Source organism: Janthinobacterium saanense, from assembly GCF_014200675.1.
Taxonomy (GTDB): Bacteria; Pseudomonadota; Gammaproteobacteria; order Burkholderiales; family Burkholderiaceae_D; genus Janthinobacterium.
The window spans coordinates 345,674-365,085 of the sequence record NZ_JACHCI010000003.1 but is presented as its reverse complement, the minus strand read 5'-3'; the positions used below and the strand labels follow the sequence as shown (position 1 = coordinate 365,085).

Genomic DNA, 19,412 nt, shown 5'->3' with positions numbered 1-19,412 from the left:
GAAAGCAAACAGCGAGGGGACAACGGTAAAACAGGCGCAGGCAAGCCACCGAGAGTGGTGGCTTGCCTTTAGAAAACACTGGTGCTGCGTTATGGCTGCGTTGACAATATCGGCGACAGCGCCGTGCCTAGGGTGTGCTGATAGTCGCCGCTCAATTCCCAGAACATGCCGCCGCGTAAGCCTTTGGCGCGGATATAACGCACTTTCTCGGCCACCGACTGCGCGTCTTCGTAGGTGATGAATACGCCGCTATCGCGGTTGTAGAGAGATGGCACTCGGGATTGTGCATTCCAGTGGCGCTGGAAGCCGCGCGCGCCCTTGCCATCGACCAGATAGCCTTGCTCGACCAGGTGGCTGTAGGTAAAGGTGGGCGAACCGTCGTTCCCGCTGGCGGCGCCCTGGCATGCCTGGTACAAGCCATCGCCGCGCGGACCGGCTGCACATTGTTTCCATCCGTAACCATAGAACGGCAGGCCCAACACCAGCTTGCCGGACGGTACGCCAGCGCGCAAGAAGCGCGTCACGGTGGCGTCCGAATACAGGGCCTTGTCATGCAATGGATCGGCTGAATCCGCATACAGGGGCGCCAGTTCGCCATTACTGGCATCCCATACGCCGCGGTAGTCATAGGTCATCAAGTTAATCCAGTCCAACTGATCGGCCAGGCGCAGCACCCAACTGGTCGGCGCATCGCTATCGTCGACCAGTGTGGCATGCGCCCCGGCGGCAATCGTGATCAGATAATGCCGCCCGCCATCCTGCTTGCCGGCCAGCTCGAACGCGCTGCGCAGCTCGCTAGCCAGGCGCACATAATTTTCCTTGTCATCGACGCGGTGGCAAATTTTGCCTTCGATACAGGGGATGCCGCCCTTGGCCGGATGTTCCCAATCGATATCCACGCCATCGAGACCGTGACGGCGCACAAGTTCCAGCGCCGAAGCGATAAAAGCCTGACGCGCGGCCGGCGTGGCAGCCATGTCCGAAAAGCGGTTCGACCAGATCCAGCCGCCCACCGACAACAGTACGCGCAAGCGTGGATTGTCTTGCTTGAGCGCATTCAGTTTGGCCAGATTGGCGGCATCGGCCAGCGGCGCCGGTAGCACAATACTGCCATTGGCCGGCTTGGCGTGCTTGCCGTCCGCATCCAGGCAGGCGCTGACGCCACCACCATCGGGGGCGGGATTGCCATGCTCGCCATCCCAGCAGATATCGGCAAACGCATACTGGATCAGGCTGACATGACGCGCGCGAATATTGTCTTGATTGACGGGAAACTGCGCCGACTTCCAGCCAGGATAATAGGCCACCACTTCCGGCGCAGGCGCCGGGACAGCGGCGGCCGCCAGCGACCAGGAGCAAGGGAAAGCGCAAGCCAAGGCGGCCAGCATTGCGTGTAATTTCATGTAGGGGTCTCTCTCAAGAAAACAAACCGGAGAATAAAAAAATGGCGGAGCCAGCTGCGCTCCGCCATTTGTCACGCCAGCCCGGGTATCCGGGAGGTGCTGACTGCATCAAATGCCTTACATTTTGCCTTGCAGGGCCAGGTAGATCTGGCGGCCGTTCTTGTAGAACGCGCCTGGCATGTCATCCGAGCCAGGTGTCTTGACGACCGAGCGCGACAACGGATTGTTCAGGTCCTTGCCATCCAGCGTGATGGCAAGGTTTTCCGTCAACTGGTAAGCGATCGAGGCCGACAGAGTACCGATACCGGCCTGGTACGCCGCACCGCGACGCGAAGTACCGTTCAGGAATTCCGAGCGGTAGCTGTAGGTCAGGCGTGCGCTGAACTTGGCATTTTCAAAGAAGGCGCCAATGTTGTACGCATTTTTCGAGGTGCCGATCATCGTGCAATCGCCCTGATCGCCGCAAGTGGAACCGGCTACCTTACCCGTTTCCTTACCATCGGTGTAGGTGTAGTTTGCATTCACGCCGAAGCCATTTGGCAGCGCTTGTACGTAAGCCAATTCGAGGCCACGCACTTCACCGGTGGTATTGAGTGGCGTGGAGGTATCGTATTCCGTGTACTTCTTCTGCAATTGATTGTAGAAGGTCGTCTTGCTCTTGCCATAGGTCACATAACCATCGAGCGACGAATAGAAGAGATCAGCGGACAGCATCGATTTCGGTGCAAAGTACCATTCAACACCAATGTCGGCATTATTGGCATAAATCGGACGCAGGTTCGGATTACCGACGTTACCGTCCAATTGGTTGTCGCGCAGATCCAGGCCAGCCATCATGCCCAGTTCAGGACGTGCCATCGTGCGGCTGATACCGAAACGGCCAACGATATCTTTCGTCACGTCCAGGCGCAAGTTGGCGCTAGGCAAGAAGTCGTTATAGATACTCGTGTAGTTTTTCAAGCCATATTGTTCTGGCGCCGTGATCTCGTAGCGATTCACGTCTTCCTTGGTACGCACATAACGCAGGCCAAAATTACCGGAGAAGCCTTCAGACCCAAAGTTTGCCATGGCGTACAGTGCCTGGGTCGGTTCCTTGATCTGGAATTCGGACTGGAACTGTTCCTTGCCATTGTAATCGCTGTTCGCTTTCAGCCATTGATTGACAGAATCTTGCGAGAATGTCCAGTAACCTGCGCCATTGACACCCAGGTCATTGAACTTTCCTGGGAACGAAGTCAATCCATTCATCGGCAGATTGGCCGGATTCGATAACGATGCATAATCATTGATCGCGATCGAACGCAGATCACGTTTATGCTCAGCAACACGGGCACCGAACTCGATCGAATTGATGACAGTATGGTCGAGTTTCAAGATAGCGTCGACCTGGCCATAGGTTTCCTTGTCGTTCGCGGTGACATGCGAGCCGTAGGTATATGGCGTAGCCTGACGGCCACCCATCGAGAACTTGTCCGCACCCGGCGTATCGTAGATCACGCCATGGTCGGCGCCGTTCTGGGTATAACCGCCACCGGTCCATGGCATCCAGATACCAAGCGCACCACTTTGCGTATTGCCGACACCTTTCGTCGTTCCCACTTTACCGGAGACTGTCAGGCGGTCATTGACACGGTATTTGGCGTCGACGTTGAAGAAGTCAGATTTACTTTCAGCCACAGGACGGCTGAACTCTTCCTGCACCGCGCTGGAATAGCCGTCGCAGATGGTGCCACAATTCGCTGGAACCGTCGTATGCAGGCCGGTGACGATACCGCCACGATAGGTGCCGTTGACGTTGCCAACTGGATAGCCGCCCTTGCTACCCGTTTCCAGGCCCACGGTCTGGATAAAGTTATGGTTGATGTTCGGTGCGTCAAGTTCGGAGTGGAACAGGCTAAAGTCCAGCATCAGGTCGCTCGATGGCTTGACTTGTACATCAAGCAAGCCGCCCTTGCGGGTACGAACTTGTTCAAACCACGCGGTACCGCCCATGTAGTTGACCCGGCCACCAGCCGATCCAGGGATCGCGCCAGCAACTGCCGAATCCGGCTTGACCTCGTCATACCAGACACCATTTTCTTGGCCGACACGGCTCAGGCTGCGTTTTTGATAAAAGCCCTGCAACATCACACCCAAGGTGTTGGTATCGTTTTTCCAGTTCAACATACCGCTGAACTGCGGATCTTTTTTACCCGAGTTGGAGGAGTACACACCGCCCAGACTGACTTGACCGCTGAAGGGTTTCTTGAAATCCAGTGGTTTGCGCGATTCGATATCAATCACGCCTTCGGCGCCACCTTCCAGCAGATTCGCCTGCGAACCTTTGTGTACAGTGACCCGACCGATCAACTCCGATGGGAACAGCGAGAAGCTGACGCTGCGGCCACCGCCGATAATATTGTCGGCAAACCAGTCGCCGCTACTGACGGAATGGCCATTGAAAGTGGTCAGGGTCAGGCCGAACGGCGTGCCGCGCAGGGCAACGCGGTCATTCTCGCCAAAGCTGCCTTCATTGCCGCCGGCGGCAGCGACGCTAACGCCTGGAATACGTTGCAGGGAGTCAGCAATGTTTTTGTCTGGCATCTTGCCGACGTCTTCCGCCGTGATCACTTCAATGAAACTGTCGGAATTACGCTTTTGATTCAAGGATTGTTGCAACGAAGCACGAATACCGGTCACTACCACTTGCGGGCCTTCAGCGCCATCGGCCGCGTCAGCAGCAGCGGCAGGCTTGACTTCTTTTTCAACGGCGTTTTGAGCATATGCCGAAAAACTTGCACCTGCCATCAACATGGCCACAGCAACGGCGATAGGCTTTACTGTCAAATTGCGTTTCATGTACTCCCCCTTGATTTTGGCCCCAGGATGGAACCTTTTCATTTTTAACGTAGATCTTCTTGACAGTGGGCCCCCAAACTGGCTGCCCCTGTAGATCCTTCTGCCAACCACTTACAAACCAATTCAACTCCAATATACTACTAACCAATACCACAGCACTACCAGTTGAAACATTTTTTTTATAACGTTGTTTGAAACACACAGACCACTTTGTCTCTATTCCGTGCTTCACTCTGGAACCACGATAAATACCAGCTGTGATTTCCACGCAATTGCCGCCTTGACCATGAAAATTGGTTTTATCACGGCCTTTTTTGGTATTATCCAGCGACGAAAAACACATGCAGAGCGCGTCCATAACGCGCCATAACGGAGACGCCCACCGTATGACTACCCTGGCTCAAATCATGCAAGGCCTGGGGCAAACCAGCAGCCTGCCCCTGTACCAGCAATTGCAGCGCGCACTGCGCGAAGCGATCGACAAACGCATCCTCGGCCCCGACGAAGCACTGCCGGCCGAACGCCAACTGGCGATGGACCTGGCCGTATCGCGCATCACCGTGCGCAAGGCTATCGATGGCCTGGTGAATGAAGGTTTGCTGGTGCGGCGTCCCGGCTCCGGCAATTTCATCAATACCCGCATCGAAAAAAACTTCGCCAAGCTGACCTCGTTTTCCGAGGACATGCGGGCCCGCGGCCGTACGCCGCGCAGCGTCTGGCTCAAGCGTTCGGAAGGCACCGTCACGCCGGAAGAAGCGCTGCGTTTGCGGCTCTCGCCCGGCGCGCCCGTGTACCGTTTTCACCGCATCCGCTATGCGGACGAGGTGCCGATGTGCCTGGAGTACGCCACCATCGTGGCAAGCTGCCTGCCGGCGCTTGAAGCCGTGGATATTTCCATGTACGACGCGCTGGAACAGGCGGGCAACCGCCCGGTGCGCGCCTTGCAGCGCTTGAGTGCGCTACTACTGACAGGCGAACAGGCGAGCCTGCTGCAAGCCGAGGAAGGCGATGCCGGCTTGTCGGTGGAACGCCTGGGTTTCTTGCGCGATGGCCGCGCGGTGGAATTCTGCCGCTCCTACTTCCGGGGAGACATGTACGATTTTGTGGCAGAATTAAGTACGAGTTAAGTAGCCATCGATTCCAGCCGCCACAGGAGATATGCATGCCAGCTCCATCCCTGCCACCCTGCAACCATCCGCTGGTCGAAATCCGGCCGCTGCTGGCGGCCGACATACCACACTGGTATGCCTATTTACGCGATCCGGAAGTCGTCCGCCACACCAGCTGGCAGTTGCGCGACATCCATGATTTATATGCGCTGTTCAATAGCTACCAGATAGCCGGAGCGGAAACACCGCTGCGTTTTGCGATTGCCGAACGTTGTGCAGACGGCAGCACGGGCCGCCTGATCGGCACCGTGGGATTCAACCAGCGCTCGGTGCAGCACCGCCAGGCGGAAATTGCCTACGACCTGGCGCCAGCATGGTGGGGACGCGGCATCGCCACGGCCATCTGCGTGGCAGCGGGCGATTGGGCATTGCAATCGCAGCGCTGCCTGCGCGTGCAGGCTTGCGTGCTCGACACCAATGCGGCATCGATACGCGTGCTGGAAAAAGCGGGATTCGAACGGGAAGGCTGGCTACGCTCCTACCGCATGGTGCGCGGTGTGCCGGGGAATTTTTTCATGTATGCGCGCGTAGCGGCATAAAGCCAGATTTCCATGCCCTCCATCTACCACAATGACCTGGACAGATAGTACATGCATGTCCCGTTAAACGAGTTGCAACTCCAGCATTTTCAGGCGAGGGGATTTGATTGAGTGCGCGTTGGCAGTGTGTGCGGACCAACACCACCCTTGCCCACGGACGCGGGCTGGCGGCATTGTCAGAATGAGTACTTACTTCTCGTCTGGATGCGGCAGCAAACAGGCTTCGACGATTTGCAGGTCGTTATCCTTGGCGAACTCGCGCACGAAGTGAAACGCCATCGGTTCGATTTCCCGCAGCTTGGTATTGACCACCACCGATTTCACGCCATTGACCAGGGTCGGGCGTACATAAGGCGAATATTGCAGGTGCGCATTGCGCCCGCCACCTTCGGGATTAAAACAGGACATCACTCCGCACAGGCGCTCGGCCCAGTCGCTGGGGCGAAACTGCTTGCCATTGCTGGTGAGACCTAAGATAAAGAACTCGTCTGAGAGTTCTCCGTTGTTTTGAGATAACTCGGCCATGTGGCTTGTCGGGACTGGATTGCGTGAATGGCCCCGGCAGCGAAACCGGGCTGGTATTTCAATTGCATCAACTTATTGCGACTGCCTGCGATGACGCTTGCAGCGCTCAGTCAGTATTATATCTTATAGAAGACCTGGCTTCTAGCCCGATCTGAACTGCAGATGTAAGCAGATATGAACGAACATGAAAACAGGGGCTGGTGCGTACCACGCGCCAGCCCCTCATTTTACCTCTGTTCAAGCCCTAATGCGCATACACAGACGCTATGTGAATGCCGCCATCCCTGCTATTAACCGAGCCAGACAGCGCCTGACATCAGCAGCAATAACAGCATCCACAGCAGCAAGGCGCGCCAGACCAGGCCCACCGTGCTCTGCAAGGCGCGCGCGCCAGGCTCTTCGCCGGGCAGGATGTCGCTTTCGCTGTCGCTGTCATCGACCGCCATGTCCGGCGTGACCACCACGCGGGCCGCCGTTTCAGCTGGCGTGCCCAGGCGTACGCCCATGGCGCCGCCGCCTGCCGTCAGGATGATGCCGATCGCCTCATTTTGCCAGCGGTGGGCAAAGTTGCGCCAGGCATAGATCGCATCTTCAAAATTGCCCACCACCGCAAAGGCCACGGCCGTCAGGCGCACGGGGATCCAGTCGATCCAGTAAAAAGCACGCTCGGCAAACTGGCCGAATGCTTCATTGCGCATGTGTTCCGGTTCATTCCAGGCGCGCGCCAGGTATTCGGCCACGCGGTACATCACGGCGCCAGCCGGGCCGATCGGCATCAGGAACCAGAAGAAGACGCCAAACACATTGCGATGGGTGGTGATCAAAGCCTTTTCGACGGCGATGCGCGAAATTTCACTCACTTCCATGCCCACCGTATCTTGCTTGGTCCACTCGGCCAGCAAGGTGCGCGCGGCAGCCTCGTCGCCTGCGCTCAAGGCCAGCTGGATCGAGGTGAAGTAATGGCTGTAGTGCCGGAAACCCAGCGTCAGGTAAACGATCAGGATATTCCAGGCGAAGGCGACGAAGGTCAGCTTGTAATACGACAAGACCCAATAAATGGCCGCCGTCGGCACCATCAGCATGGCCAGCATCAAAAACCAGCCCATGCGGCCATGGCTGGCATGGCCGGCATTGAACCAGGTCTCCATGCGCATCGCCAGGCTCTTGATCTCGGCGTAGATAGGATTATCCGCGCGCAAAGGTTTGAGCTGCTCGATCAGCAATGCGCAAAGTATGGAGAGAAATGTCATCAAACGTCCTTTTTGTCTTTTTCAGCAATACCGCAATGCCCGCTACGATAGCGCAGTGCCGTGCTGGAATCAAACTTATTACGTGCAGCACGAATTTTCAGCACGGTTTTTTTAATCGCCCTCAAGCCCGCAAGAGGTGAAACAGGTTGCGCAGCATGCCTGCCGTGGCGCCCCAGATGAAGAACCGCTCATACGGCATGGCATAAAACGAGCGGCGCCTGCCCGCCAATTCCACCGACAAACGCTGATGATGCGCGCCATCCATCAGGAAGGCCAGCGGTACTTCGAAGATTTCCGCCACCTCGGACGGATCGGCACGCAAGCTGAATGGCGGCGTGACCAGGCCCACCACCGGCGTGACCCGGTACCCGGTGCCGGTCAGGTAATCAGGCAGGCAGCCCAGCACTTCGATATGCGCGCGCGCCAGACCCACTTCTTCTTCCGTTTCGCGCAAGGCAGTGGCCACCGGGGTCACATCGTAGACTTCACTGCGCCCACCGGGAAAACTGATCTGGCCAGCATGGCTGCTCAAATGATCGGTGCGCATGGTCAGCAACACGCTCAAGCCCTGCGGGCGCTGCACCAGGGGAATCAGCACGGCAGCCGGAACGGGTTCAGCGCGCGTAGACAGCGCCGTTTCTGGCAACTCTGCCTGCCAGGCGGGTGGAGCAGCCAGGCGCTCACGCAGCCAGTCCGGCGCCAGGCGCGCAGCATCGAGCGCCGCTTCGCCAGCGATGGCATCGACAGCTAATTGCTGTGGATCAAATGTGAGTGTCGTCATGCAGTCCTCCTGAACATGCATTCTGCGCTGAAATAAAAAAGGGGGTACCGATGGTACCCCCTTTTCCAAGGCAGACGCTGATATTACGCGCTTGCTTTCGCCACAACGCGGCGATTTGGCAGTTTTTCTTTAATACGAGCCGATTTGCCCGAACGCTCACGCAGGTAGTACAGCTTGGCGCGGCGAACATCACCACGGCGTTTCACTTCGATCGAAGCGATCAGCGGCGAGTACAGTTGGAACGTACGCTCAACGCCTTCACCCGACGAGATCTTGCGAACGATGAAGTTCGAGTTCAGGCCACGGTTACGACGGGAGATAACGACGCCTTCGTATGCCTGGGCGCGCTTGCGCGTGCCTTCGACTACGTTGACGTTGACGATAACGGTATCGCCAGGTGCGAATTCAGGAATGGTTTTACCCAGGCGGGCAATTTCTTCCTGCTCTAATTGTTGAATCAAGTCCATTTTATAACTCCGAAAACCATCATGCCGGCGCACTGTGGATAGCGTACTATCCGCCCGGTAGAGGATGGGTACTACATATGGGCAACATGCCCGGCACTACAACCACCCTGCTTGCCTTCCGAAGAAAGCTTACAGGCTGGCCAAAAATTGTTCGTCGGACTTGCTCAGCAAGCCGGCGGCACGCGCGCCGATCAACAGATCGGGACGCTTCTTGGCGGTCGCTTCCAGCATGCGCTGGCGGCGCCACTTGACGATCTCGGCATGGTTGCCACCCATTAAAACGGGCGGCACAGCCACGCCTTCATACGTTTCAGGCCGCGTGTAATGGGGCGAATCGAGCAAACCATTGACGAAGCTGTCCTCGATCGCCGAGGCCTCGGTATTCAAGACACCGGGCAACAAGCGGATCACCGCATCCATCAAGGCCATGGCAGGCAATTCACCGCCCGACAACACGAAGTCGCCGACGCTGATTTCTTCATCGACACAACGGTCAAGCAGGCGCTGATCGACCGCCTCATAGCGGCCACACAAAATCACCAGGCCAGGTTCGGCCTTCAGTTGCGTGACTTTTTCATGCGTCAAGGGACGGCCTTGCGGCGACATGAATACCACGCGCGGCGCGGCCAGACCAAGCTCCGTCTGGCGCTGCTTCGCGGCATTGATCGTCGCTTCGAGCGGCCTGGCCATCATCACCATGCCGGGGCCGCCGCCATAGGGGCGGTCATCCACGGTACGGTGATTATCCGTCGTGAAATCACGGGGATTCCACAAGGACAAGCCACATTTCTTTTGTCCGAAGGCACGCCGGGTCACACCCGACTGCGTCAGCGCGGCAAACATTTCCGGGAACAGGGTGACGACATCAAATTGCATCGCTGGCCCATTCCAAAAACATTACGCGGCGCAAAGTGAGCGCAATCGGCTTAATAATCCAGGCCCCAATCGACCGTGATCTTCTTGCCGGCCTTGTCAACGTTAATGACAAACTGGCCAACAAACGGGATCAGGCGCTCAGGCGCCTTGTCTAGCGAGTCATCCGGGTTCTCGACTGGAGCGATACGCAATATCGATTGCGGACCATTGCTCATCATGTCGGTCACTACGCCGAGGCACTCGCCTTGTAAATTCTCAACTGTCAGCCCGATCAGATCGGACCAATAAAACTCATCGGCATCCAGCGTAGGGAAATGGCTACGCGGAATTTGCACAGAGACGCCTTTCAGCGCTTCTGCGGCATCCCGCCCTACCACACCCACCAGCTGGGCCACGACGTCGCCGCCGTGCAACTTCGCCTGCCTGACGTCAACGTCATGCAAGGTCGGTTTATCAAGCCACCAGGTTTTAACGCTTAATAATGCATCCGCGTCGTCGGAGAAAGGAGTGATCCTGACCCCGCCAGCAATGCCATAGGCACCGGAGACATAGCCTACCTGTACCAGGTCATCGGGGACTTTCACCCCGGATGCAGTCTTGACCGTCAAACCAGTGATCTGATATTAAGCTGCTGCTTTGCCGTTGCTGGCAACCAGACGAGCAACGGTTGGCGACAATTGTGCGCCAACGCCTTGCCAGTAGGCCAGACGGTCTGCGGTGATACGCAGTGGAACTTCGCCACCTTGCGCCATCGGGTTGTAAAAACCGATACGCTCAATGAAGCGACCATCGCGGCGATTGCGCGAATCAGTAGCGACGATGTTGAAGAACGGGCGCTTCTTGGCGCCTCCACGAGCTAAACGAATAACGACCATAATATTTCCAAAAAGTGTGCTGAGGCGGAAAAAGCCGCAAATTATAGCGCGCTTTACCGCCAGGCAGCAAGCGTTATGATGACGGGCGTGTAATTTGGGCTAATCAAACATTATGACCAGACATCGCCAAAGACGCAATACCCGTCTGCACTTATCAGGCTTGCGCAGCCATAAACCGTGCATTTTATTGTTATTTCGCATGCCGTTTTAATACTATTTACGCTACACAAAAAGCTATGCCTCACGCAGCCTTATGCACCATACTGATAATCTTTCCCGATAAGCAATCCTGGAGTTCTCATGAGCAGCACGACCATGACGCCGTCCACACACAAGAACAAGGCTTTCACCACCCTGCTGGCGTTTCTTCTGGGTACGCTGGGCCTGCACCGCTTCTATCTGCATGGCGGCAAGGATCGCTGGGGCTGGCTGCATCTGGCCGCCCTGCCCGCTAGTCTGGCACTACGCCTGGCCTTGCCTGACGCGGACTGGTTTTACCAGAGCCTGCCCTTGATCGTATCGGGCCTGATCGGCTTCCTCGAAGCGCTGGTGCTGGGACTGATGTCCGATGAAAAATGGGATGGACACTACAACGCGGCGTCAGGCCAGCAATCCGATACGGGCTGGCCGCTGGCCGTGGTGCTGGTCGCTACCCTGATGCTAGGCGCCGGCGTGTTGATCGCCACCATGGCGCGCCTGTTCGACCTACTCTACACCGGTGGCGCCTACGGCTAGGGACGCCTATCAAAACCTACTGCGCGTCGGTATAGGTAGCCTGCGATGCTCACCGTACCTATCGTACGGTTGCGCTTCTTAGCCACCTCTCCCTTCCGCTCGCTACGGTTTTGTTAGGCGTTGTTAATTCCCCGGCAACTCGCATCGTCAAAACCTTGCGCACCGCACGCGCAGTGGTGTGGGCAAGCAATTATGCTTTTCTCTATACTGGTCTCAAGACCAGCGCTGCTGGTGTTTTTTAATGGAGAAGATCATGATTCGTCGCCCTTTAATCCTCGCTGCAGCCGTCGCCACCCTGTTCAGTGGTGTGGCCACTGCGCAAAACCTGTCGCCCAAGGCGCAATACACCTACGATACCAGGCAGGCGAATACACGCTATGCGGATGACAAGAAATTGTGTGCCGACGAGACCACCTCGAAAGCGCGCCTGCAATGCCTGCGCGACGCCAAGAGCGAATACGACCAGGCCATCATCAATGCCAAGGCCGCGCAAAAAGCCGCGCTGGCTGGCGGCTCGACCCAGTATCAGCAGCCACAAGCCCAGCACCAGATCTGCGCCGATTGCGGCAAGGTACTGGCAGTCAATGTGAGCGAAAAAGCCGGTGAAGGCGGCGCGCTGGGCCTGATAGGCGGCGGCGTGGCGGGCGCCTTGCTGGGCCGCCAGGTCGGCGGCGGCACCGGCCGCGACCTGGCCACCCTGGCCGGCGCAGCGGGCGGCGCCTATGCCGGAAAACAAGTCGAAGGCCACTACAAAAACGCCAAGGTATGGACCGTTACCGTGCAATATGAAACGGGCGCCAAGGCTGATTTCAATTTCGACCAGGACCCGGGCCTGACGGCCGGCGACCTGGTGCGCAACTCCGGCAACGGCATTGCCCGCAGATAAGCCAAACCCAAGAACAAACGCCGGGGTCGGACCCTGAGGGTCCGCCCCCAGTCTTTGCTTCTGGGGCTTAAAACTGCGCTTCATCCAGCGCCATCACGCCGGCGCTGCCATCGATGATAGTGGCGCGCAAGCCCGGCGCTTGCGACAGGATATGGTCGGCAAAGAAACGCGCCGTACCGATCTTCGCCTTGTAGAACGCCGCATCGCCGCTGCCCTCGCCCAGCTTTTGCTGCGCCACGATGGCCGCGCGCGCCATTTGCCAGCCGCCCAGCACGATGCCAGCCAGCTTCAGATAGGGCACGCTGCCTGCAAACACGCCCTTGATATCGCTCTTCACGTTCGCCAGCACATACTCGACGACAGCTTCCAGCGCGGCGCTGCCTTCGGCCAGGTGGCGCTGCATGGCCTGGAAGTCGGCGCCGGTGAGTTCGCCCAGCTGGGCTTCGGTGGCGCGCACCTGGGCGATGATGGCTTTTGCCACGGCGCCGCCGTCGCGCACGGTCTTGCGGCCCACCAGGTCATTCGCCTGGATGGCGGTCGTGCCTTCGTAGATGGTGAGGATCTTGGCGTCGCGGTAATGCTGGGCGGCGCCCGTTTCTTCAATAAAACCCATGCCGCCATGCACTTGCACGCCATCGCGGGCCACGTCCTGCGACATTTCCGTCGACCAGCCCTTGATAACCGGCACCAGATATTCATAGGTGGCCAGGCTTTCCGCACGCACGTCCGCATCCGGATGGTGATGGGCCACGTCGCTGATGGCCGCGCCCACATAGGCCAGCGCGCGCGCCGCCTCGGTTTGCGAACGCATCGCCATCAGCAGGCGGCGCACATCCGGGTGATGGATGATGGAGACCGGGCCAGGCGAGCCGGCCAGGTCGCGCGACTGCACGCGGCCCCTGGCGAAAGTGACTGCCTGCTGATAAGCGCGCTCGGCCAGGCCGATGCCTTGCAGGCCGACGCCGAAACGGGCTGCATTCATCATGATGAACATGTATTCCAGGCCACGGTTTTCCTCGCCCACCAGGGTGCCGATGGCGCCGCCATGGTCGCCGAATTGCAATACCGCCGTCGGGCTGGCCTTGATGCCCAGCTTGTGCTCGATCGAGACGCAGTGCGCATCGTTGCGCGCGCCCAGGCTGCCATCGGCATTGACCAGGAATTTCGGCACGATGAACAGGGAAATGCCTTTCACGCCAGCCGGGGCGTCCGGCGTGCGCGCCAGCACCAGATGGACGATATTCTCGGCCATGTCGTGTTCGCCATAGGTGATGAAAATCTTGGTGCCGAACACTTGATACGTGCCATCACCTTGCGGTACGGCGCGCGTGCGCACGGCGGCCAGGTCGGAACCGGCTTGCGGCTCGGTCAAGTTCATGGTGCCGGTCCACTTGCCCGACACCAGATTTTCCAGATAGGTGGCTTTTTGTGCATCGCTGCCCGCCGTCAGCAGCGCTTCGATGGCGCCATCCGACAGCAGGGCCACCAGCGCGAACGAGATGCTGGCCGAGTTGAGCATCTCGATGCAGGGCGTGGCCAGCAGTTTCGGCAAGCCTTGGCCGCCGAATTCGGTCGGATGCTGCACGCCTTGCCAGCCCGCTTCGCCATAAGCCTGGAAGGCTTCCTTGAAGCCTTTCGAGGTAGTGACGTTGCCGTCATGGAAAAAGCTGGGTTCCTTGTCGCTGGGACCGTTCAATGGGGCTACCACGCCGCTGCAGAATTTGGCGTTTTCTTCCAGCACAGCCTCGGCCGTATCCGGCGTCGCGTCTTCACAGCCAGGTAGCGTATGGATTTCGGCCAGGCCGGCCAGTTCGTTCATGACGAACAACATGTCTTTCAGCGGGGCTTGATAGCTCATCTTATTTCCTCCAAGAAAAAAGCCACGCGCGGCTCGCCGTGGTGGGCGGGCCGGCGTGGCTTTGAATAAACAAAACCGGGATGGGCTTGATTTAGCCCAATTCTTTCACCAGTTGCGGCACGATCTCGAACAGATCGCCCACGATGCCGTAGTCCGCCACGGCAAAGATCGGTGCTTCCGGATCTTTATTGATCGCCACGATGGTTTTCGAATCTTTCATGCCAGCCAGATGCTGGATCGCGCCCGAAATACCGACCGCGATGTACAGCGATGGCGCAACGATCTTGCCGGTCTGGCCCACTTGCCAGTCGTTCGGCACGAAGCCGGCGTCGACCGCAGCGCGCGAAGCACCCATGGCGGCGCCCAGCTTGTCAGCCAGCGGTTCGAGGATATGGAAGTTTTCAGCCGAACCCATGCCACGGCCGCCCGATACGATGATTTTCGCGGCGGTCAGTTCAGGACGGTCGGACTTGGCCACTTCGCGGCCCACGAAAGCGGACTTGCCATTATCGGCAACGGCAGCGATGGTCTCGGTGGCAGCCGAACCGCCGGTGGCGGCAGCCGCGTCGAAACCGGTGGTGCGCACGGTGATGACCTTGATCTTGTCGCCAGATTGCACGGTGGCAATCGCGTTACCGGCGTAGATAGGACGCTCGAACGTGTCCGGGCTATCGACCTTGGTGATTTCCGAGATTTGCGCTACGTCCAGCTTGGCCGCCACGCGTGGCAAGATGTTTTTGCCGTAAGCGGTGGCTGGCGCCAGGATGTGGCTGTAGTTGCCGGCGATCGCCAGCACTTGTTCAGCCACGTTTTCAGCCAGGCCGTCAGCGAAATGCGGCGCGTCGGCCACGATGACCTTGGAAACGCCGGCGATTTGCGCAGCGGCCGCAGCGGCGGCAGCTGCGTTCGAGCCAGCGACGAGCACGTGCACGTCGCCACCGCAATGAAAAGCTGCGGTCACGGTGTTGAGGGTGCTGCCTTTTAAGCTAGCGTTGTCGTGTTCAGCAATAACTAATGCGACCATGATATGTCCTGTAATTGTTCTGGAGAAGCGGCAAGCCGCTTAGATGACTTTGGCTTCGGTACGCAGCTTGGCGACCAGCGTGGCCACGTCCGGCACCTTGATACCGGCCGAGCGCTTGGCTGGCTCGGCAACTTTCAGGGTTTTCAGGCGTGGCGTAACGTCGACGCCCAGGTCTTCCGGCTTGGTGATGTCGAGCGGCTTTTTCTTGGCCTTCATGATGTTAGGCAAGGTCACATAACGCGGCTCGTTCAGGCGCAGGTCGGTGGTGATGATCGCTGGCAGGGTCAATGCCAGGGTTTCCAGGCCGCCGTCGACTTCGCGGGTGACGGTCACTTTACCGTCTTCCAGCACGACTTTCGAGGCGAAGGTGGCTTGCGGCCAACCGAGCAGCGCCGCCAGCATCTGGCCGGTCTGGTTGCTGTCGTCGTCGATGGCTTGCTTGCCCAGGATAATCAGTTGTGGCTGCTCTTTATCGGCCAGCGCTTTCACCAGCTTGGCCACGGCCAGCGGTTCCAGTTCGGTCGTCGTTTCCACCAGGATGCCGCGGTCGGCGCCGATGGCCATCGCGGTGCGCAGGGTTTCCTGGCATTGGGTCACGCCGCAGGAGATGGCGACCACTTCAGTCACCTTGCCGGCTTCTTTCAGACGCGTGGCTTCTTCCAGCGCGATTTCATCGAAAGGATTCATCGACATTTTGACGTTGGCGGTATCGACGCCAGTGCCGTCACTCTTGACGCGTACTTTGACGTTATAGTCGACCACGCGTTTGACGGGTACCAAGACTTTCATAGCTATGCCTTTGGGAAATTATAAAAATGACGGATCAAGTGCTGATTGTGACTTCGATTATAAGAGAAATTTGAATCTTGAACCGAATTTAAGCACGATCGTGCGATTTTTTGTTAGAGCAATCCATCTAAATCAAGATGCTGCATGGATTTCAAGGGTAGATGCGAAGACGCTGCAGGGCAGCAAAAGCGTAGCAGCAAGGGGTGCCAGCCAGGCTGGCCAGGCCGTACTGCGACGGCCCCGGCCCATCAGATTTACTTGCGTTGCATCAAGAAAACAAACTCCGTGCCCGTTTGCACATGCGACAGCAGCGCATTGCCGGTTTGTTTGGCAAAGGCCTGGAAGTCACGCACGGAACCGGGATCGGTTGCCATGATGCGCAGCACTTCACCGCTTTGCAGCTCTGCCAATGCTTTTTTTGCTTTCAGAATCGGCAAAGGGCAATTCAAGCCCCGCGCATCGAGTTCTTTATGAAATTCCATAATCTCGGTATCAAGTAGTGTGTCGCTCATCAATATCCCACCATTGTTTTGTTGTACTGATTTTCGACATAGTACTCCAATTAGCGGCCCATGACGCGCTGCACCAAAATAGTTCAACAGCTGTTGTGGGGTCACAACGAGAGGACAAATAAAATAAGGGCCCGCAAACCACGTTTGCGGGCCCTTTTGGCAAGGCAGCGGAGCTAACACCCCGCATGTCTGCTGGCTTTCAGCGTAGATAGCCTTATTTTGCGCGTTCAGCAACCCAGGCAGGGACACCTGCCAAGGCAGTTGACAAACCGCTCGGATCAGTGCCACCAGCTTGCGCCATATCAGGGCGTCCGCCGCCTTTTCCGCCCACTTGTTGTGCAACGAAGTTCACCAGTTCGCCTGCCTTGACTCTGGAAGTGGCGTCTGCCGTCACGCCGGCGATCAGGCTGACCTTGCCGTCAGTGACGCTGGCCAGCACGATGGCGGCCGTTTTCAGCTTGTCTTTCAGCTTGTCCATGGTTTCGCGCAAACGGGCTACATCGGCGCCGTCCAGGATGGCAGCGAGCACCTTGATGCCATTCACATCGACCGCTTGCGTGACCAGCTCATCGCCCTGGCCGGAAGCCAGTTTCGATTTCAGCGCGGCCAGTTCCTTTTCCAGCGCCTTGACGTGGTCTTGCACCTGGACTATGCGGGCCGTCAGCTCTTCCGGCGGCGTTTTCAAGGCGCTGGCGGCATCGAGCAGGCGGCGGTTGATGGTTTGCACCAGCGCCAGCGCGCCTTCGCCCGTTACCGCTTCCACACGGCGGATGCCGGCGGCAACGCCGCTTTCAGCGATGATCTTGAACAGGCCGATATCGCCCGTGCGTTGTACGTGCACGCCGCCGCACAGCTCTTTCGAGCTGCCGATGTCGAGCACGCGCACTTCGTCGCCGTATTTCTCGCCGAACAGGGCCATCGCGCCATGCTTGACGGCATCGTCAAACGACATGTGATGCGATTGCGTGGCGTGGTTTTCCAGGATCTCTTTGTTGACGATGGTTTCCACGGCAGCGATCTGATCGACCGTCATCGGCGCATTGTGGCTGAAGTCGAAACGGGTTTTGTCCGGATCGACCAGCGAGCCTTTTTGCGCCACGTGGCTGCCCAGCACTTCGCGCAAGGCCTTGTGCATCAAGTGCGTGGCCGAGTGGTTGCGAATGGTGCGGCCGCGCTTGGCCTGGTCCACTTCAGCGGCAACCGCGTCGCCCACTGTCAAGCTGCCCGAGGCCAGCACGCCGTGGTGGCCGAATACATCAGCCTGGATTTTCAGGGTGTCGCTGACGGTGAAAGTACCCGTACCGGACGAAATCACGCCCTGGTCGCCCACCTGGCCGCCCGATTCGGCGTAGAACGGGGTGGTATCGAGCACCACGATGCCAGCCACGCCCGCTGTCAGTTCCTGCACGGCAGTACCGGCGGCGTACAGGGCCACCACTTTGCTGTTGAAGCTCAGTTGATCGTAGCCGACGAATGTGTTTTTCTCGCCCGTGTAGTCGACCTTGCTGTCTTTATGCGTCTTGCCGCCCTTGCGCGACAGCTCCTGGCTTTCTTTCAGGGCAGCATCGTAGCCCACCTGGTCGAAAGTGATGTCGCGTTCGCGGCAGATGTCGGCCGTCAGGTCTGGCGGGAAGCCATAGGTTTCGTACAAGGTAAACGCGGTGGCGCCATCGATGCCGGTGGCATCCTTGGCCAATTGGGCTTCCAGCACTTTCATGCCGGTTTCCAGGGTTTCGCCGAAACGCTCTTCTTCGGCTTTCAGCATTTGCGCGACGTTGTGCTTGGCTTCTTCCAGCTCGGGATAGGCGCCGCCCATCTCGATGGCCAGGTCGGCCACCAGCTTGTAAAAGAAGGGCTTGGTCTGGCCCAGCTTGTGGCCGTGGCGCAGCGCGCGGCGGATGATGCGGCGCAAGACATAGGCGCGGCCTTCGCTGCCAGGAATGACGCCGTCGACGATCATGAAGGCAGCCGAACGGATATGGTCGGCGATCACGCGCAGCGACTTGTTTTCCAGATCAAGCGCGCCGGTTTCGCGCGCAGCAGCCTTGATCAAATGCTGGAACAGATCGATTTCATAATTCGAATGCACGTGTTGCAGCACGGCCGCCAGGCGCTCCATGCCCATGCCGGTATCGACGCATGGTTTTGGCAGCTTGTGCATCACGCCCGCTTCGTCGCGGTTGAACTGCATGAACACCAGATTCCAGATTTCAATGAAGCGGTCGCCATCTTCGTCGGGCGAACCCGGTGGGCCGCCTGGAATGTCGGCGCCGTGGTCGTAGAAGATTTCGGTGCAGGGGCCGCATGGGCCCGTGTCAGCCATTTGCCAGAAATTGTCCGAGGCGTAGCGCGCACCCTTGTTGTCGCCGATGCGGATGATGCGTTCGGTTGGCACGCCGATTTCCTTGGCCCAGATGTCATACGCTTCGTCATCTTCGATATACACGGTGACGGTCAGCTTATCGGCCGGCAAGCCGTACACCTTGGTCAGCAATTCCCAGGCGTAATGAATCGCATCGCGCTTGAAGTAGTCGCCAAAGCTGAAGTTGCCCAGCATTTCAAAGAAGGTGTGGTGGCGCGCCGTGTAGCCGACGTTTTCCAGATCGTTGTGCTTGCCGCCGGCGCGCACGCAGCGCTGCACGGAGGTGGCGCGCGTGTACGGACGGCTGTCGGTGCCCGTAAACACGTCCTTGAATTGCACCATGCCGCTGTTCGTCAACAGCAAGGTCGGATCATTGCCTGGCACCAGGGAGCTGGAGCGGACGATGGAATGGCCCTTGGACTCGAAAAATTTGAGGAACTTGTCGCGGATTTCAGATGATTTCATGTTTTATTGGCAAAAGGTGGCGGCAGCTTTAAAGGGGTGATTATACGTGATATGGGTG

General features: G+C 58.2%; 18 protein-coding genes. 4 read left to right on the top strand and 14 right to left on the bottom strand.

Going from position 1 to position 19,412, the window contains the following annotated elements:
* Positions 1-89: 89 nt before the first annotated feature.
* The gene (locus tag HDE72_RS06675) at positions 90-1,403 is read right to left on the bottom strand and encodes a glycoside hydrolase family 18 protein (protein ID WP_183738152.1); all 1,314 of its coding nucleotides are present in this window, start codon (positions 1,401-1,403) and stop codon (positions 90-92) included.
* Between the two features lie 117 nt (positions 1,404-1,520).
* Entirely contained in the window at positions 1,521-4,241 is a 2,721-nt protein-coding gene (locus HDE72_RS06670) for a TonB-dependent receptor (protein ID WP_183738150.1), read from the bottom strand.
* A 386-nt stretch (positions 4,242-4,627) separates the two neighbouring features.
* On the opposite strand from HDE72_RS06670, the gene HDE72_RS06665 reads away from it, so the two are divergent.
* Both HDE72_RS06665 and HDE72_RS06660 read left to right on the top strand, forming a co-directional pair.
* A complete protein-coding gene (locus HDE72_RS06665; protein WP_183738148.1) occupies positions 4,628-5,368 on the top strand; it encodes a GntR family transcriptional regulator in 741 nt (246 codons plus the stop codon).
* A gap of 35 nt (positions 5,369-5,403) precedes the next feature.
* Positions 5,404-5,949 (top strand): GNAT family N-acetyltransferase, encoded by a 546-nt coding sequence (locus HDE72_RS06660; RefSeq protein ID WP_183738146.1) that lies wholly within the window; start codon positions 5,404-5,406, stop codon positions 5,947-5,949.
* A 189-nt stretch (positions 5,950-6,138) separates the two neighbouring features.
* On the opposite strand, the gene HDE72_RS06655 is transcribed toward HDE72_RS06660, so the two are convergent.
* The 7 genes from HDE72_RS06655 to rpsP form a co-directional block, all read right to left on the bottom strand.
* Positions 6,139-6,474 (bottom strand): DUF3579 domain-containing protein, encoded by a 336-nt coding sequence (locus tag HDE72_RS06655; protein ID WP_183738144.1) that lies wholly within the window; start codon positions 6,472-6,474, stop codon positions 6,139-6,141.
* Between the two features lie 290 nt (positions 6,475-6,764).
* A complete protein-coding gene (locus HDE72_RS06650; protein WP_183738142.1) occupies positions 6,765-7,724 on the bottom strand; it encodes a CobD/CbiB family protein in 960 nt (319 codons plus the stop codon).
* Between the two features lie 121 nt (positions 7,725-7,845).
* Positions 7,846-8,505: a CoA pyrophosphatase gene (locus tag HDE72_RS06645; protein WP_183738140.1), complete on the bottom strand. Its 660-nt coding sequence runs from the start codon at positions 8,503-8,505 to the stop codon at positions 7,846-7,848.
* Between the two features lie 83 nt (positions 8,506-8,588).
* The gene (gene rplS, locus HDE72_RS06640) at positions 8,589-8,972 is read right to left on the bottom strand and encodes a 50S ribosomal protein L19 (protein WP_099415880.1); all 384 of its coding nucleotides are present in this window, start codon (positions 8,970-8,972) and stop codon (positions 8,589-8,591) included.
* Positions 8,973-9,101: 129 nt separating this feature from the next.
* Positions 9,102-9,848: a tRNA (guanosine(37)-N1)-methyltransferase TrmD gene (gene trmD / locus HDE72_RS06635; protein ID WP_183738138.1), complete on the bottom strand. Its 747-nt coding sequence runs from the start codon at positions 9,846-9,848 to the stop codon at positions 9,102-9,104.
* Between the two features lie 50 nt (positions 9,849-9,898).
* Positions 9,899-10,456, bottom strand: coding sequence for a ribosome maturation factor RimM (gene rimM / locus HDE72_RS06630; protein ID WP_221291184.1), 558 nt, complete (start codon positions 10,454-10,456; stop codon positions 9,899-9,901).
* 15 nt (positions 10,457-10,471) lie between these two features.
* A complete protein-coding gene (gene rpsP / locus HDE72_RS06625) occupies positions 10,472-10,723 on the bottom strand; it encodes a 30S ribosomal protein S16 (protein ID WP_076567307.1) in 252 nt (83 codons plus the stop codon).
* Between the two features lie 300 nt (positions 10,724-11,023).
* On the opposite strand from rpsP, the gene HDE72_RS06620 reads away from it, so the two are divergent.
* A complete protein-coding gene (locus HDE72_RS06620; RefSeq protein WP_260176547.1) occupies positions 11,024-11,458 on the top strand; it encodes a TM2 domain-containing protein in 435 nt (144 codons plus the stop codon).
* Positions 11,459-11,711: 253 nt separating this feature from the next.
* The gene (locus HDE72_RS06615) at positions 11,712-12,344 is read left to right on the top strand and encodes a glycine zipper 2TM domain-containing protein (protein ID WP_183738136.1); all 633 of its coding nucleotides are present in this window, start codon (positions 11,712-11,714) and stop codon (positions 12,342-12,344) included.
* A 67-nt stretch (positions 12,345-12,411) separates the two neighbouring features.
* Here the strand turns inward: HDE72_RS06615 and HDE72_RS06610 are convergent, their stop codons facing one another.
* The 5 genes from HDE72_RS06610 to alaS all read right to left on the bottom strand — a co-directional run bounded on the left by HDE72_RS06610 (position 12,412) and on the right by alaS (position 19,354).
* Positions 12,412-14,202, bottom strand: coding sequence for an acyl-CoA dehydrogenase (locus tag HDE72_RS06610; RefSeq protein ID WP_183738134.1), 1,791 nt, complete (start codon positions 14,200-14,202; stop codon positions 12,412-12,414).
* A gap of 91 nt (positions 14,203-14,293) precedes the next feature.
* Positions 14,294-15,226 carry an electron transfer flavoprotein subunit alpha/FixB family protein gene (locus HDE72_RS06605; RefSeq protein ID WP_183738133.1) on the bottom strand — a complete coding sequence of 311 codons (933 nt, stop codon included), beginning with the start codon at positions 15,224-15,226 and terminating at the stop codon, positions 14,294-14,296.
* A gap of 39 nt (positions 15,227-15,265) precedes the next feature.
* On the bottom strand, positions 15,266-16,015 hold the full coding sequence (locus HDE72_RS06600; protein ID WP_183738132.1) for an electron transfer flavoprotein subunit beta/FixA family protein: 750 nt from the start codon (positions 16,013-16,015) through the stop codon (positions 15,266-15,268).
* Between the two features lie 254 nt (positions 16,016-16,269).
* Positions 16,270-16,497, bottom strand: a complete 228-nt coding sequence (locus tag HDE72_RS06595) for a sulfurtransferase TusA family protein (protein ID WP_065308091.1) — start codon at positions 16,495-16,497, stop codon at positions 16,270-16,272.
* Between the two features lie 244 nt (positions 16,498-16,741).
* The gene (gene alaS / locus HDE72_RS06590; protein WP_183738131.1) at positions 16,742-19,354 is read right to left on the bottom strand and encodes an alanine--tRNA ligase; all 2,613 of its coding nucleotides are present in this window, start codon (positions 19,352-19,354) and stop codon (positions 16,742-16,744) included.
* Positions 19,355-19,412 lie beyond the last annotated feature (58 nt).

Coding starts and splice junctions, on each gene's coding strand:
- HDE72_RS06675 (WP_183738152.1), bottom strand. CDS start 1,403: ATGAAATTACACGCAATGCTGGCCGCCTTGGCTTGCGCTTTCCCTTGC.
- HDE72_RS06670 (WP_183738150.1), bottom strand. CDS start 4,241: ATGAAACGCAATTTGACAGTAAAGCCTATCGCCGTTGCTGTGGCCATG.
- HDE72_RS06665 (WP_183738148.1), top strand. CDS start 4,628: ATGACTACCCTGGCTCAAATCATGCAAGGCCTGGGGCAAACCAGCAGC.
- HDE72_RS06660 (WP_183738146.1), top strand. CDS start 5,404: ATGCCAGCTCCATCCCTGCCACCCTGCAACCATCCGCTGGTCGAAATC.
- HDE72_RS06655 (WP_183738144.1), bottom strand. CDS start 6,474: ATGGCCGAGTTATCTCAAAACAACGGAGAACTCTCAGACGAGTTCTTT.
- HDE72_RS06650 (WP_183738142.1), bottom strand. CDS start 7,724: ATGACATTTCTCTCCATACTTTGCGCATTGCTGATCGAGCAGCTCAAA.
- HDE72_RS06645 (WP_183738140.1), bottom strand. CDS start 8,505: ATGACGACACTCACATTTGATCCACAGCAATTAGCTGTCGATGCCATC.
- rplS (WP_099415880.1), bottom strand. CDS start 8,972: ATGGACTTGATTCAACAATTAGAGCAGGAAGAAATTGCCCGCCTGGGT.
- trmD (WP_183738138.1), bottom strand. CDS start 9,848: ATGCAATTTGATGTCGTCACCCTGTTCCCGGAAATGTTTGCCGCGCTG.
- rpsP (WP_076567307.1), bottom strand. CDS start 10,723: ATGGTCGTTATTCGTTTAGCTCGTGGAGGCGCCAAGAAGCGCCCGTTC.
- HDE72_RS06620 (WP_260176547.1), top strand. CDS start 11,024: ATGAGCAGCACGACCATGACGCCGTCCACACACAAGAACAAGGCTTTC.
- HDE72_RS06615 (WP_183738136.1), top strand. CDS start 11,712: ATGATTCGTCGCCCTTTAATCCTCGCTGCAGCCGTCGCCACCCTGTTC.
- HDE72_RS06610 (WP_183738134.1), bottom strand. CDS start 14,202: ATGAGCTATCAAGCCCCGCTGAAAGACATGTTGTTCGTCATGAACGAA.
- HDE72_RS06605 (WP_183738133.1), bottom strand. CDS start 15,226: ATGGTCGCATTAGTTATTGCTGAACACGACAACGCTAGCTTAAAAGGC.
- HDE72_RS06600 (WP_183738132.1), bottom strand. CDS start 16,015: ATGAAAGTCTTGGTACCCGTCAAACGCGTGGTCGACTATAACGTCAAA.
- HDE72_RS06595 (WP_065308091.1), bottom strand. CDS start 16,497: ATGGAATTTCATAAAGAACTCGATGCGCGGGGCTTGAATTGCCCTTTG.
- alaS (WP_183738131.1), bottom strand. CDS start 19,354: ATGAAATCATCTGAAATCCGCGACAAGTTCCTCAAATTTTTCGAGTCC.